The following is a 13596-nucleotide window of genomic DNA, read 5'->3' as shown; positions in this document are numbered from 1 at the left end:
GCATGATCGAAGCCAAAACGCGCGCCTGGTGGCGCGCGACGGCGGCCCTATGCTTAGGGTCGTTTCTTGTGTTTATCAATTTGTATGTGCCTCAACCGCTGCTGCCAGGGCTGAAAGACGCCTACGGGGTCTCCACCCTGGGTGTCAGCATGCTGATGTCGGTATCCACGCTCTCACTTGCCTTAGCACTGCTGGTTTTTGGGCCGCTTTCTGATGCCATCGGTCGAGAGGCCATCATGCGCATTACGCTGCTGCTTGCGGGCGCTCTTTCGCTGGCGCTAGCGTTTGCACCGACCTTTGAAAGTCTTCTATTTCTGCGCTTACTGCAGGGGTTTGTGCTGGGGGGCCTTCCCGCCGTCGCCATTGCCTGGATGGGGGATGAGTTCGACAAGCCGGCGTTACTGAGCGCTGTAGGGCTTTACATCGGTGCCAACTCCCTAGGTGGCATTAGCGGGCGGATTGTTGGCGGCGTTGCCGCTGATGTAGGTGGGCCTACTGCGGCCTTTTTAGCGGTTGGGGTAATGACGGTCGTCGGGTGTGTAGTGTTCTGGCGGCTACTGCCCAATAGCCGCGCCTTTACCGCCAAGCGTTTTAAGTTGCGTCAAGCAGTGGGGGATTTGCTGGGCCACCTGCGCACCCCTGTGCTGTTGGCAGCCTACTGTTTAGGTGGCATCAACTTTCTTATCTTTATCAATCAATACAGCTATATCACTTTTCGTCTAGCGGTTGAGCCCTACCACTTAGCCGCCAGCGGCCTAGGGTTAATCTTCCTAACCTATCTAGGCGGCACCTTTGGCTCTACCGTTTCAGGTAGGTTAGCAGGACGATTCTCTCCCGCCAGCTGTATCAGCGTTGGAGTGGTTATTTTGATGCTTGGTACGGCGGTCACGTTAGCCAACTCGTTAACGTTAATTATTGTCGGTTTAACCATCAACGCGTTTGGCTTTTTCCTGGCCCATTCGCTAGCGTCTAGTTGGGTAGGCCGTTATGCCCAGGGTGCACGGGGCAGCGCCTCGGCACTCTACTTGGTGTTCTACTATTTGGGGGCCAGCGTGGGTGGGTTTTGGCTGGAGCCTTTCTGGCGCTGGGGGCAGTGGCAAGGGGTGGCCGTTGGTTCATGGTTATTGCTGGGGGTCGCCCTTATTATTGGAGTGGGTATGTGGCGCTTTGAACGTCGCGCTAACCGCTAGCAGCTTATACAATAGCCCTGGGTAAGGTGGTAGCGCCGCTGGCAGAGACGTTTCAACAGGGCCGTGTCATGACTGATGACCAGCACGCCGAGCCGATGTTTTTCAGCGTATGTTTTGAGTGCCTGCCATAGCGCAACCTGGGTAATGGGGTCGAGCATGGTGGAGATTTCATCGGCAATTAAGTACCGCACCCCAGGTGCTAAGGCTCTTAGCACGCAAATCCGCTGTAATTCCCCACCGGATAGTGCATGGGGGAAGCGCGACAGCCAAGCGGGCTGAATGCCAAAGGCGTGAAGAAGCGCTGCTGGCGGCTGCCACGCCTCATGAAGAATTTTAGCGACTCGCCAGCGGGGATTAACAGCAAGCTCGGGCGACTGCGGCAGCCACTGTACCGGGCTTAGCCCGCTAGCTGGGAGCGGTCCACCATCAATATAAATACGCCCACCTTTAGGGCTAAGCTGGCCCGCCAAGAGTTTACCCAGGGTCGATTTTCCTGCGCCTGAATCACCACTCAGCCCGAGCCACTCTCCCTCACTAAGTGCGAGCGAGATATCATTTAAAACCAGTTGTTCAGGGCGAAAGCCAAACTGAAGATGCTGGGCTTCAAGCAATGTTTGGCTCCTTGCTATGCGCCATCTGCGCCACAGGGAGGCTGAAAGCGTTATCGGGTAGTGCTTGCCAAAGCGACTTGGCGTATCCGCTGCTTAGCGTGTCACCGCTGCCCTGAAAGGCGCAGGCGGTGGTAGTTTCTACGCACTGCCCCTGGCGCATAATCGTCACTTGGTCAGCAATGGGCAGGGCGTGGCGTAAATCGTGGGTAATTAACATCACGGCCTTGCCTTGATCGGCAAGTGCTTTCAGTGCCGCCATCACGCGCTCACGCTGCAGCGGGTCTAGCCCAACGCTGGGCTCATCGGCAATAATCAGCTGCGCGTGGCTGACGTGGGCCATGGCCGTGAGCACTCGTCGTGCCATGCCTCCCGAAAGCTCATGGGGATAAGCACGCTGTGCAGCGTCATCGAGCTGATAATGAGCGAGCGCTTTCCCTGCAGTTTGCCAGGCACTAGATTTCGCGTGCCCCGCCCGGCGGGCTGCCCAACTTACCTGGCGCTGGCTACGTACTAACGGGTCGAGCGCGCTGAGTGACTGGGGGATTAGCGCAAGCTGGCGCCCGCGAAGTTGGCATTGGCGGGCAGGCGTTAACGCCTCAGAGTGAAAAACAAGCTGACCGCTGGTTTTGGCACCTTCAGGCAGCAGGCCCATAATCGCGTAGGCTAGCAGGCTCTTTCCTGCACCGGAGGCGCCGACAATGGCGTGTACTTCTCCTGGCATAAGGCTTAACGTTATTTGCTCAAAACAAGTAGCCCATTGCCGCTTCCACCAGGGCTGGTAGTAGGGCAGCTGTAGCGTGAGACGATCAATATGCAGCACAACAGGCTCCTTGAGTGAGTGACAACAGGCGGTGGACGCCAGCGAGCTATAACGCCCGCCGTAACGTAAACGCTAGCCGATCAATGCACAGCACCAGCAGCAGTAGCCCTAACCCTGGAAATACCCCAAGCCACCAGTAGCCTGCGGTGATGTAGCGCATGGCGTCCGCCAGTAATACCCCGATGGCCGGTTGGTTGGGGTCTAGGCCAACCCCTAAAAAGGTGAGGGCGGCTTCATGCAAAATGGCGTGGGGAAACAGTAGCAGGGCACCAACAAGGCAGTGAGGCAGTACGTGGGGTAATAAATGATGCAGCAGGATAAAGCCACGGGATTTGCCCAGCGAGCGTGAAATACGCACGTAAGGGGCATGACGCAGAGTGAGTAGCTCAGCCCTCAGTACCCTCGCTAGGCTTGGCCAGTGGGTAACGGCGACGGCAATAATGACGGCCTGGGTGCCGCCGCCCAATGCAAAGGCAATTAACAGCAGTAAAATCAAATGCGGCACGCTGAGCAGTGTATCGATCAGTAGGCTGACCAGCGCATCAAGTTTACTGGACAGTGTAGCGATAGCGGCCAAGGTTAACGCAATGGCGGTGCCCAGCAGTGCCGCGCTGATACCGACCCAAAAGCTTAGCCGAAGCCCGGCCAGGGTGCGTGCCCATAACTCACGGCCCAGTGCGTCGGTGCCTAGCCAGTGGCTGGCACTGGGTGGCGCAAGGCGCGCATCAAACTGCATCTGTAGCGGTGCTGCCCCGAGCCATAAGGGGCTGGCGATAAGTGCGCTTAATAGCACCACTGCAAATGCGATATACGCCACAGCATAAAGGCGCGGCTGGGAGGCGCTCATAGCGGCCCCTGCTCGATACGTGGGTCAATCAGGTGATAAAGACTGTCGGCGATTAGATTACCTACGCTGACGAACAGCGCGGTAAAGAGCGCAATGCCCAGTAACAGGGGGACATCGCTACGCAGTCCTGCCTCAACGGTGGCTTGCCCAAGCCCTGGGTAGGCAAAAATCTGTTCGATTAAAATGGCGCCGCCAAATAGCTCGCCCAACGAGGCAAACGCTAAGGTAAGTGCGGGGAGGCTTGCGTGGCGTATACCGTGTCGCCAGGCAATATCAATACGACTGGCCCCCTGGGCAAAGGCATGGGTGGCAATCTCAGAGCGCATCAGCGCAATCATGCGCGTACGAGTGTGTAGCGTAATCGAGGCAATACCCAGGAGCGTCAATGTCGCAACGGGAAGCGCTAAATGATGTAGCCGGGTGAGTAGGCTGACCTCCTGACTCAGCATTCCTGGTGGGCCGGCACAGCAGATAGGCGTCCAGCCCAGGTACACCGAAAACAACAGCAGGCCTACTATGCCGAGCCAAAAAGTGGGCGTTGAGGCGGTGATATACGCATAGCCGCTAATCACTCTATCGAGCGTTGACCCCTCTTTTGCGCCTGCAATAACGCCTAAAGCAAAGCCCACCACTACCGAGAGAAGCCACGCGCTGCCTAGTAGCATAATAGAGCGGTAAAAGCGCTGGCTGATGACCTCGCTGACCGGCTGGTTGTAGATATGGCTCCAGCCGAGTTCGCCGCTGAGTAGTTGACGTAGCCAGTGGCCAAACTGGACGGCAGGTGGGGACTCAAAGCCCCAGCGCTCTGTAATGAGGGCGCGCTGCTCAGGGCTCACCTGGGCCATTTGCGGGCCGAGGTAGGCGTCTACCGGGTCGATGGGGGACAGCATCATGAGCCCGAACGACAGCGCGGCGACGCAAAACAGTACCAGTGTTAAGCGCAGACAGCGGTAGGCTAGCCAGCGGGTCAATCGCACGTCCAGCGCCACGTTTGGAGGTTGGCGGTAATGGGCCAGCCGTGGCCATGGGGAGCAATACCCAGTTCGCCAACATCTAGGCAGCGATGGGCAGCATAGACGTGAGCAAGGTTAACCATCCATGCCCAGCTGGTATCACCACGAACACCATAGCCGGTTTCGCCATCCCACTGGGCGGCTTGCCAGTGCTGGTTAGCTGTTTTGGGGTTAGCGGCTGCTTGAGCAGCGTCTAAGTGGTGGTCTACTGACGCGTTGGTGTAGTAGCCGCTGTTGTAGAACCCAAAGCCTGCGTGCTGACTATGAAACAAGTAGTACACTTCCTGGGGGCTGTGGCTGCCAAAGCCAAAGACAATGGCATCCTGGTGGAGCGCCTCGCGCTGTATCTCGTCCCAGTGGCGCCCTGTGGGCTGCATCTCAATCCCTAAGGGGCGCACCATGTCAGCACTCACTTGGGCTAATAATTGGCGCGTGGTGTCGCTCGCCGGGTAGGTTAAACGAAAGCGCGCCGGTTGGTCGTCCTTGTAGCGCAGCCCGTCTGCGCGAAGCTCCCAGCCTGCGTCATCTAAAAGGGTATGTGCGCGTGTAAGGTCAGGCGCTTCAAACGCTTCATCTGTATCGCTCCATGCCAAACCGTCGGCAGGGCCAAACGCAGGGCGTCCATAGCCATGTAGGGCAACGTCTACCAGCGTTTCTCGATCAAGGGCCAGGTTAATCGCCCGACGGATGGCGATATCGGCGGTGACATCATTACCAATAGGGGCGCCTGAAGGCGCGTGTTCACCGCTCGCTGGCTGCATTGGGAACAGGATGCCGCGGTTATCAACGCTCTCCATCACCACGCGCTGCATATGGGTAGGAAGGTTGGCTGCCAGCGCCGGTGGCAGCGCGGCGAGGTCAACTTGCCCGGCGTGCGCGGCACTTAAGGTGGTGTCCTCCCCGGTGAATAGAAATACTAACCGCTCAAAGGCAGGCGGTTCGCCGTAATAGTAGGGGTTACGCTCAACGATAAGCTGTTCGCCTTCCTGCCACTCCACCAGTTGGTAAGGGCCAGCGCCCAGAGGTTGCCTGCCATAATGATCGCCATAGCCATTTTCCCGCTCTGCGGCAGGCACAATCCCTAGGGTCATTAACTGGTCGATAAAGGTGATACGGGGTGCTTTGAGGGTCAGTTCAACGGTATATCGGTCAATAGCGTGAGCTGCTTGTAACGCGCTAAGGTCGGCGCGCCCCCCCGCACTAGACGCCGCATTAAAGGTGTAGGCAACATCCGCTGCGGTGAGTGGCGTACCATCGGCAAAGTAGGCATCGTCGCGCAGGGTGAGCGTCCAAGTGAGCCGGTCTTCTGAAAGTGACCACGCCGTGGCAAGCTCCGGCATTGGGGCTAGGTCATGGCCACGGGATAACAGCGTTGCTTGAAACAGCGGGCTGCCATACTGGCCCCAACCTAACAGAGGGTCGAACCCTTGTTCGGGTTCACCGCCAATGGCGAGCACAAGCTGCTCTTTCGCTTGAAGTGGGCTATTAAACGCTAAGCAAAAAGCGGTCAGGCCCAGTAAGATGGAACGCTGGTAGCGAAACATAGCTTAGCCTTTTAACTTAAAAGTATGATGATTTAACAATAACATCATACTCTACGGTCAGGAAGATGCTCTTTGCCGCACTGGGTAGGTTAACTAGGCGTAGACAATAGGAGGCGGGATGCAACGTGTCACGGTGACGTTGGATGAAGAGTTGCTTAATGAGGTGGACGCGCTAATGCGCATACGCGGCTATCAGAACCGTTCAGAGGCAATTCGCGATCTAACACGCAGTGGTTTGACACAGGCAAGGGAAGAGGTGGCCCCAGAGGCACCTTGTATGGGGGCGCTGGTCTACGTGTATGATCACGCCGCGCGGGATTTATCTAAACGCTTAACTCGCCACTCCCACGACCACCACGACCTGACGCTTTCAACCCTCCATGTGCATATCAACCACGATAGCTGCCTGGAAGTGGCGCTTCTAAAAGGGCAGGGTAGCGCCTTGAAACAGTTTGCCGACGAAGTGACCTCATCGCGCAGCGTGCGCTATGGTCAGCTCGTGTTAATTCCAGAAGAGTAGTGGTTAAAAAAGGTGGGTAAAAAGTCGAGGTTAGACGTTAGCTGGCTGAAGGGTATCCAATAAAAAGGGCGGCCCATGGCCACCCTTTTATGCGAACGTTCAGCAACTAAGAAAGTTAGTGCTCTACGCCGCCTTCGCCGTGCACATGACCGTGCTCGACTTCTTCCTGGCTTGCTTCACGCACTGTAGCAATCTCAACATCGAAGTTGAGCTGCTGGCCTGCCAGCGGGTGGTTGCCATCAACCACAACTGTATCGCCTTCAACTTTCTTGACGGTGACCATCAGTGGGCCGCCCTGAGTTTGCGCCTGGAACTGCATGCCTGGCTCAATGCTTTCAACGCCCTGGAAGGCATCACGGGGTACTTCTTGCATCAGCTGTTCTTGAACTTCACCGTAGCCTTCAGAAGGCGAAACGGAAACGTTCAGTTTGTCACCAGCGGCACGGCCTTCGAGCTCTTTTTCCAGACCTGGGATAATGTTGCCAGCGCCGTGGAGGTAGGTCAGCGGCTCGCGGCCTTCGGAACTGTCAAGCACCTCACCTGCATCATTGGTCAGGGTATAGTGGAACGCGACAACCGAGTTTTGCGCAATTTGCATTGATTAACCTTTCGGTGAGTGCATGTCCCAACATGGTAACGCGTGTGAGCTAGCTTGTCAGGGGGTAAACCGGGGTTTTTCCCGCTACTGGCCTTTGGCGGTATTGCGCCATGCTGTGCGCAGGGATACTCTACAGCCACAACTTCTTCTCCCTCTTCCAGACAGCTTTATATGGAGTTTTCTATGACGGTCTTCGTTCTTTGGGTAATCGCCTTTGTTTTGATTGCCTATTTTGCTAATAAGCGTTGGGATAACGGCGTAAGCCAAGGCCTAGATAAAATGCTACCGGATGTTTTAAAGACCCACGGTGATAATCGCCACTTATGGATTGGTGCGCTGGCGATCCTAGGCGCCACTACGCTGGTGCGTCCGGTAGATATCCTGTTAGTGGTGGTGCTACTAGCCATCATAGGGCTTATTGTTATGAAACTGGCGAGCTGGGCAAGTAGCAAAACTACTCACTAACGCCCTCAGCGCCATAAAAAAGCGCCCGATCAGCTTGGCTGATCGGGCGCTTTTAATTTACTTGAACTTTAAAACTGTATAGCGAGCGCTTAGTAGGGCGCAACACTCATGTTGGCACCACTGCCAATCAAGCGAACCCGCTGGCCAGCTTGGAATTGACGGTCGGCGCGCTGAACCACAATAACGTCCGTGCCGTCATCGCGGCGGATTTCCATTTCGAGTGCGCTAACACGGTTAGCACGGTCTTCAGCTGCCGTACCGGCAACGGCACCACCGAGTGCGCCTGCTACGGTTGCCAGCTGTCGGCCAGTACCGCCGCCTACTTGGTTACCTAAAATACCGCCGATCACTGCGCCGCCGCCGCCGCCCAGCAAGTTACCGGTGCGGCTGTCCGCCTGAATTTGTACCGGACGTACGGCAACAATGGTGCCATACGCAACGCTTTGGCCGGTTTGGGCTTGGCTGCCGCGGTATACATCGCCTGAGTAAGGGGCGGTATTGGCACAACCCGCCAATGTAAGAATGCTTAACGCAGCAACGGGTAGTAGACGTTTCATTAAAACCTCCAGTGTCTCAGCTCAAAAAGCTGCAACGAATAGCATGATAATAGAACAGCGTTCGTTAAAAGATAACGGAAGCATCTTTGTTTGACCAGCCATCAATGAAAAAGGTCATAAAGTGCTGAGGAGGCGCGCATTGCGCAAGCAGTGTGCAAATACTTTGCACATGCGTGATGTGCGCCTATGGGTGGCAATAAGCGACTAGAAGCGGGCCAACTGTCCAATACGAAAAATTATCCAACACAACAAACTATCCAACACAAAAAAGGGGGCTTTCGCCCCCTTTGGTTGACTGCTTAAGCTTTATTGCTTATCCGGTATGAATTAACCGAATTGGTTCATTGTGTTGTCTTTACCACCGGCTTTCAGTGCGGCATCACCGTGGAAGAACTCTTTATGGTCGTCGCCAATGTTCGAGCCTGCCATATCCTGGTGCTTAACAGTCGCGATGCCTTGGCGAATTTCTTCGCGCTGCACGCCTTTAACGTAGGCCAGCATTCCCTCGTCACCAAAGTAGCCTTTCGCTAAGTTGTCGGTAGAGAGTGCCGCAGTGTGGTAAGTCGGCAGTGTGATCAGGTGGTGGAAGATGCCGGCTTCACGGGAGCCATCGCGCTGGAAGTTACGCGTCCACTCATCTGCCAATTGGCCAAGTTCGGTGTTGTCGTACTCAACGCTCATCAGCTTATCGCGCTGGTAAGCGGAAACGTCTTTACCTTCTTTCTCCCACGCATCAAACACTTGCTGGCGGAAGTTCAGCGTCCAGTTGAAGGACGGTGAGTTGTTGTAAACCAGCTTGGCGTCCGGGCACACTTCGCGAATGCGGTTAACCATGCTGGCAATTTGGCCAACGTGGGGTTTTTCGGTTTCAATCCACAGCAGGTCAGCACCGTTTTGAAGGCTGGTGATGCAGTCCAAAATAACGCGGTCTTCGCCGGTGCCAGCTTTGAACTGGTAGAGGCCTGAGGCCAAACGCTTGGGTTTAACCAGTTTGCCGTTCTGCTTGATGACAACATCGCCGTTGTTAATATCGTCAGCATTCTCGATAACATCGCCATCCAAGAAGCTGTTGTACTGGTCGCCCAGGTCGCCTGGTGCGTTGGTAACAGCGATCTTCTGGGTCAGGCCTGCACCTAGCGAGTCAGTACGTGCCACGATGACGCCATCATCTACGCCTAGTTCTAGGAAGGCATAACGTACGGCGTTGATTTTTGCCAGGAAGTCTTCATGAGGAACGGTCACTTTACCGTCCTGGTGACCACACTGCTTTTCGTCAGATACCTGGTTTTCCAGCTGGATGCAGCACGCGCCTGCCTGGATAAATTTCTTAGCCAGCAGGTAGGTCGCTTCGGCGTTACCAAAGCCCGCGTCGATGTCAGCGATAATCGGCACGACGTGTGTTTCGTGGTTATCGATTTTGCTGATCAATTCCTGCTCTTTAGCGCTATCGCCAGCTTCTTTGGCGTCATCCAGCGCGCGGAAGAGGTGGTTAAGTTCCCACGCATCTGCCTGCTTCAAGAAGGTGTATAGCTCTTCAATCAGGTTGGCAACGGAGGTTTTTTCGTGCATGGACTGGTCAGGCAGCGGACCAAACTCAGAGCGTAGTGCGGCAACCATCCAGCCAGAGAGGTAGAGGTAGCTGCGCTTGGTGGTGCCAAAATGCTTTTTAATCGAGATCAACTTTTGCTGGCCGATAAAACCGTGCCAGCAGCCCAGGGACTGGGTGTACTTAGATGTATCAGCGTCGTAGGCCGCCATGTCTTCACGCATAATTTTAGCGGTGTAGCGGGCAATATCTAGGCCGGTGTGAAAGCGGTTCTGGGCACGCATACGGGCGGCGTATTCTGGCTTGATCGCTTCCCATTTACCACCTTGTGCTTCGCGTAATTGGGCGATGGCTTTAATATCGTCGAGAAGTCCTGACATGAGCTGATACCTCCGGGGTCGTGATAGCGATATCGCAAGTACGTTAGTTAATGCTTATGTTGCACTTGCGAAGTTTTTTCAGAGTTACTTATTTAAGTTGCTGTGTCGCTTAGATAATCGTCTCTAATAGAAACGTCTCTAAGAGGAACGTCGCACTCTCTTGAAAGCTATAAGCAAACTGAGCGAGTGCGCCGTACTGCAATGCAACAACTATCAACTAGTACGACGCATTCAACAATTGTCACTTGGGGGCAGAAGGGGTTGTAACTCGACTACAGGGCCTAGTCATAACGCCGTGTTTGTGTAGTCGTTTTTCGTCAGTTCACTATCAACAGGCCAAAAAAAGCGCCACCTAGCGGTGGCGCAGTCGTCCGTTATGAGACGGTTAAGTGGGCAATAAGAGGTATTCTCTAAAGTGCTAACGCCATGTCGCGATGGGGAATGCCTGCATCCATAAATACCTCGCCGTAGGCAACAAAACCTAAGCGCTCATAAAAAGCCAGGGCATGTAGTTGAGCGCTAAGCTCGGCTTTTGCATGGCCAGCTTCGCGGGCAGCTTGAATGGCTGCTTCCATCAGCTGATAACCAATTCCCGTACCTCTGGCGCTGGGAAGAACAGCCACGCGACCAATATGGCCATCTGGCAGCAGGCGGGCGGTGCCTACCGGCTGGCCATTGAGAGTGGCTAAAAAATGGCGGCACTCGGCATCCCGGCCATCCCACTCTTCCTCTTGGGGCACGCGCTGCTCTTCAATAAAGACAGTGCAGCGAATAGCAGAGGCTGCCTCCCCTAGCGTGGGCCAATCGCCACTAACAATGTCCACAGGTGACACGGCTACTCCTCGTCCTCTTCGCCCATAAAGCCTAGGCTGCCCGTATTGGTGAGCTGCGTGATGAGTTCAGTGGCACCGCTGAGTTCCAGCACGTCAGCGTGGATGGGGGCAGGGTCAGCAAGGCGTTTGGCTAATGCTTCTGTGCAGGGGTGGCCATCGCCATCAACAAACAGGGTGGTGCCGCTGGCATCACTACGCCAAGCGATTCGGGAACCCGGCATTTGGAACAGTGGCTCGCCAGCGTGTAGTTGCGTAACAAGGTCTTCTTCGCTCATGGGCTGCTCCAAGGGAACAACCTGATCGATATATTTTGGCTGCGTCATAACGCGGCCGAACCATTGTGCCATTTGTTCCGGCTGATCCAGGGTTTCAAGAATAAATTGGCGCATCCGTTCTACGGCGGCATCGTCCACCTCACCTAGCTGGCTGGCGGGTGCCATGCCTGCATCGCTGTAGCGCTGGGAAGCCGATAGCTGTTCACCAAGGTAATCAGCATAGGAAGTGATGGCTTCATCTGCTGAGGGCGCGCGAAAGCCGACTGATATCGTCATGCAGTCATCGGTTTGGCTAACCCCATGGTGCGCCCAGCCGGGTGGCAGGTAGAGCATGTCGCCGGGTGCTAGCGTCCAGTCGGAGTTTGCTTCTACTTCAAAGGTTTCAAGAATGCGCAGGTCGATCCCTTGAATGATCGGCGCATCGTCAGACTGCTTGCCGCCCAACTGCCAGCGACGATGGCCGCTGGCCTGGAGCAGGAAGACATCATACTGATCAATATGCGGCCCAACGCTGCCACCAGGGGGGGCGTAGCTGATCATGATGTCGTCTAGCCGCCAACGGGGTAAAAAATCAAACTCATCCATTAACGCCGCAATAGAGGGCACGTAATGATCGACGGCCTGCACCAGCAGGCTCCAGTTGCCTTCTGGAAGCCGCTCAAAGGTGGCGTCGTCAAACGGGCCGTGGGATACCTGCCAGGGGCCATCGGGGCCATTTTCCTCGACTAGCCGAGCCTCAACGCCGGGTTCGCAGGCCAGGCCCGCTAGCTCGTCTGGCTCAATGGGGCTGATGAACTCGGGGATAGCACCACGAATCAGTAGCGGTTTCTGTTGCCAGTAGTTGGCCAAAAAGTCTTCTGGGGTCAAATCGCCCAGCAACGTTAATGGCGTATTGGGTTGGCTCATGGCGGTATCCTAAATAGGTGAACGCGGCGCTATTACAGTTAGTGACAACTGTTAATGACAACTGTTGATGACAACAACGAATTACAGTAAATCTAGCCGCTGGGTAATCGCTTCGGCTTGTGCCGTAGCATTACCAATGTAGCTAGCCGGTGAGAGCGCTTTCAGCTCATCTTTTACCGTCGCGGGTAATTCGAGCGTATCAATGAAGGCGGCAAAGCCTGCTTGGTCGATGCGCTTTCCACGGGTTAGCTCTTTCAGTTTTTCGTAAGGCTTTTCAATGCCGTAGCGGCGCATGACCGTTTGGATCGGCTCGGCGAGCACTTCCCAGCTATTGTTTAAATCTTCTGCCAGCCGCTCTGGGTTGGCTTCTAGTTTGCTAATGCCTTTTAAGCTGGCGTGGTAGCCGATCAATCCATAGGCCAAGCCTACACCGAGGTTACGCAGCACCGTGGAGTCCGTCAGGTCGCGTTGCCAGCGGGAAATCGGCAGTTTTTGCGCCAAGTGGCTAAGTACCGCGTTGGCAAGGCCCAGGTTGCCTTCCGAGTTTTCAAAGTCGATTGGGTTAACTTTATGCGGCATGGTGGATGAGCCAATTTCGCCTTCCACGGTGCGTTGTTTGAAGTAGCCCAGGGAGATGTAGCCCCATACATCGCGGTCAAAATCGATCAGGATGGTGTTGAAGCGGCAAATGGCATCGAACAGCTCAGCAATGTAATCGTGGGGTTCGATTTGCGTGGTGTAGGGGTTAAAGCTCAAGCCTAAACCTTCCACAAAAGTGCGCGCATTGGCTTCCCAGTCGATATCAGGGTAGGTGGTTAGGTGTGCGTTGTAGTTACCCACGGCACCGTTAATTTTGCCTAGTATCTCAACACTTTCGATCTGCTTGAGCTGGCGCTTAAGGCGGTAAGCCACGTTGGCCATCTCTTTGCCCAGGGTGGTCGGGCTGGCCGTTTGGCCGTGGGTGCGGGACAGCATCGGCTGACCTGCGTGGGCAATTGCCAGCTTGGCAATATCGTCGGCAACCTCATGCATAGTGGGCAGCAAGGCTTTTAGGCCGTCGGCCAACATCACGCCGTAAGAGAGGTTGTTGATGTCTTCACTGGTACAGGCAAAGTGAATAAATTCGGTGACGGCATTGAGTTCGGCTTGGCCTGCAATCTTCTCTTTCAAGAAGTACTCAACCGCTTTGACATCATGGTTAGTCGTGCGCTCAATTTCCTTGATACGCTCAGCGTCTTCTACCGAGAAGTCGCGAATCAGCTGCTCTAAAAACGCAGTCGCTTCAGCGGAAAGGGGAGGGACTTCGACAATTTGGCTGTGGTCTGCCAGGCGCTGCAACCAGCGTACTTCCACAATCACGCGCGCACGGATCAGGCCGAATTCGCTGAAGTGTTCACGTAACACAGCGGCTTTAGCGCCGTAGCGGCCGTCAACGGGGGAAAGGGCGGTTAAAGCTGAGAGTTGCATGGCGTAAGCTTCCAATGGGTCGAT

The 13596-nt window shown here is 55.2% G+C and carries 14 protein-coding genes; 3 read left to right on the top strand and 11 right to left on the bottom strand.

Features of this window, described 5'->3' with window-relative positions; translation table 11 throughout:
• Positions 1–2 precede the first annotated feature (2 nt).
• Positions 3–1190 (top strand): MFS transporter, encoded by a 1188-nt coding sequence (locus P8S54_RS05910; protein WP_281443627.1) that lies wholly within the window; start codon positions 3–5, stop codon positions 1188–1190.
• On the opposite strand, the gene P8S54_RS05905 is transcribed toward P8S54_RS05910, so the two are convergent.
• From P8S54_RS05905 to P8S54_RS05885, 5 genes are read right to left on the bottom strand one after another with little or no spacing between them, the layout of a single operon-like run.
• On the bottom strand, positions 1187–1801 hold the full coding sequence (locus tag P8S54_RS05905) for an ATP-binding cassette domain-containing protein (protein ID WP_281443626.1): 615 nt from the start codon (positions 1799–1801) through the stop codon (positions 1187–1189). The genes P8S54_RS05910 and P8S54_RS05905 overlap by 4 nt on opposite strands.
• Complete coding sequence (locus P8S54_RS05900; protein ID WP_281443625.1) at positions 1794–2621, bottom strand: ATP-binding cassette domain-containing protein; 828 nt, start codon at positions 2619–2621, stop codon at positions 1794–1796. Before P8S54_RS05900 ends, P8S54_RS05905 begins: the two co-directional genes overlap by 8 nt.
• A gap of 46 nt (positions 2622–2667) precedes the next feature.
• A complete protein-coding gene (locus tag P8S54_RS05895) occupies positions 2668–3468 on the bottom strand; it encodes an ABC transporter permease (RefSeq protein ID WP_009098776.1) in 801 nt (266 codons plus the stop codon).
• Complete coding sequence (locus P8S54_RS05890) at positions 3465–4445, bottom strand: ABC transporter permease (RefSeq protein ID WP_281443624.1); 981 nt, start codon at positions 4443–4445, stop codon at positions 3465–3467. Before P8S54_RS05890 ends, P8S54_RS05895 begins: the two co-directional genes overlap by 4 nt.
• Positions 4436–6025, bottom strand: coding sequence for an ABC transporter substrate-binding protein (locus P8S54_RS05885; protein ID WP_281443623.1), 1590 nt, complete (start codon positions 6023–6025; stop codon positions 4436–4438). Before P8S54_RS05885 ends, P8S54_RS05890 begins: the two co-directional genes overlap by 10 nt.
• Positions 6026–6143: 118 nt before the next feature.
• On the opposite strand from P8S54_RS05885, the gene nikR reads away from it, so the two are divergent.
• On the top strand, positions 6144–6545 hold the full coding sequence (gene nikR / locus P8S54_RS05880) for a nickel-responsive transcriptional regulator NikR (protein ID WP_281443622.1): 402 nt from the start codon (positions 6144–6146) through the stop codon (positions 6543–6545).
• 115 nt (positions 6546–6660) lie between these two features.
• Here nikR and P8S54_RS05875 read toward each other — a convergent pair whose 3' ends face one another.
• Positions 6661–7143 carry a peptidylprolyl isomerase gene (locus P8S54_RS05875; RefSeq protein ID WP_009098769.1) on the bottom strand — a complete coding sequence of 161 codons (483 nt, stop codon included), beginning with the start codon at positions 7141–7143 and terminating at the stop codon, positions 6661–6663.
• A 183-nt stretch (positions 7144–7326) separates the two neighbouring features.
• On the opposite strand from P8S54_RS05875, the gene P8S54_RS05870 reads away from it, so the two are divergent.
• Positions 7327–7608 carry a hypothetical protein gene (locus P8S54_RS05870; RefSeq protein ID WP_009098767.1) on the top strand — a complete coding sequence of 94 codons (282 nt, stop codon included), beginning with the start codon at positions 7327–7329 and terminating at the stop codon, positions 7606–7608.
• A gap of 89 nt (positions 7609–7697) precedes the next feature.
• On the opposite strand, the gene P8S54_RS05865 is transcribed toward P8S54_RS05870, so the two are convergent.
• The 5 genes from P8S54_RS05865 to purB form a co-directional block, all read right to left on the bottom strand.
• The gene (locus tag P8S54_RS05865; protein WP_281443621.1) at positions 7698–8165 is read right to left on the bottom strand and encodes a glycine zipper 2TM domain-containing protein; all 468 of its coding nucleotides are present in this window, start codon (positions 8163–8165) and stop codon (positions 7698–7700) included.
• Between the two features lie 327 nt (positions 8166–8492).
• Positions 8493–10091 (bottom strand): isocitrate lyase, encoded by a 1599-nt coding sequence (locus P8S54_RS05860; RefSeq protein ID WP_281443620.1) that lies wholly within the window; start codon positions 10089–10091, stop codon positions 8493–8495.
• A 410-nt stretch (positions 10092–10501) separates the two neighbouring features.
• A complete protein-coding gene (locus tag P8S54_RS05855; protein ID WP_281443619.1) occupies positions 10502–10924 on the bottom strand; it encodes a GNAT family N-acetyltransferase in 423 nt (140 codons plus the stop codon).
• Positions 10925–10926: 2 nt separating this feature from the next.
• Positions 10927–12105 (bottom strand): cupin domain-containing protein, encoded by a 1179-nt coding sequence (locus tag P8S54_RS05850; RefSeq protein ID WP_281443618.1) that lies wholly within the window; start codon positions 12103–12105, stop codon positions 10927–10929.
• An 81-nt stretch (positions 12106–12186) separates the two neighbouring features.
• Entirely contained in the window at positions 12187–13572 is a 1386-nt protein-coding gene (gene purB / locus P8S54_RS05845; protein ID WP_281443617.1) for an adenylosuccinate lyase, read from the bottom strand.
• Positions 13573–13596 lie beyond the last annotated feature (24 nt).

The organism is Halomonas sp. M1 (assembly GCF_029581375.1).
In the GTDB taxonomy this organism is placed as follows: Bacteria; Pseudomonadota; Gammaproteobacteria; order Pseudomonadales; family Halomonadaceae; genus Vreelandella.
This window is presented reverse-complemented; position numbering and strand designations above follow the sequence as displayed.

What these genes read in the sequence shown, in the direction of transcription:
- P8S54_RS05865 (WP_281443621.1), bottom strand. Translation starts at nt 8,165, where the DNA reads ATGAAACGTCTACTACCCGTTGCTGCGTTAAGCATTCTTACATTGGCG.
- nikR (WP_281443622.1), top strand. Translation starts at nt 6,144, where the DNA reads ATGCAACGTGTCACGGTGACGTTGGATGAAGAGTTGCTTAATGAGGTG.
- P8S54_RS05895 (WP_009098776.1), bottom strand. Translation starts at nt 3,468, where the DNA reads ATGAGCGCCTCCCAGCCGCGCCTTTATGCTGTGGCGTATATCGCATTT.
- purB (WP_281443617.1), bottom strand. Translation starts at nt 13,572, where the DNA reads ATGCAACTCTCAGCTTTAACCGCCCTTTCCCCCGTTGACGGCCGCTAC.
- P8S54_RS05860 (WP_281443620.1), bottom strand. Translation starts at nt 10,091, where the DNA reads ATGTCAGGACTTCTCGACGATATTAAAGCCATCGCCCAATTACGCGAA.
- P8S54_RS05910 (WP_281443627.1), top strand. Translation starts at nt 3, where the DNA reads ATGATCGAAGCCAAAACGCGCGCCTGGTGGCGCGCGACGGCGGCCCTA.
- P8S54_RS05850 (WP_281443618.1), bottom strand. Translation starts at nt 12,105, where the DNA reads ATGAGCCAACCCAATACGCCATTAACGTTGCTGGGCGATTTGACCCCA.
- P8S54_RS05870 (WP_009098767.1), top strand. Translation starts at nt 7,327, where the DNA reads ATGACGGTCTTCGTTCTTTGGGTAATCGCCTTTGTTTTGATTGCCTAT.
- P8S54_RS05885 (WP_281443623.1), bottom strand. Translation starts at nt 6,025, where the DNA reads ATGTTTCGCTACCAGCGTTCCATCTTACTGGGCCTGACCGCTTTTTGC.
- P8S54_RS05875 (WP_009098769.1), bottom strand. Translation starts at nt 7,143, where the DNA reads ATGCAAATTGCGCAAAACTCGGTTGTCGCGTTCCACTATACCCTGACC.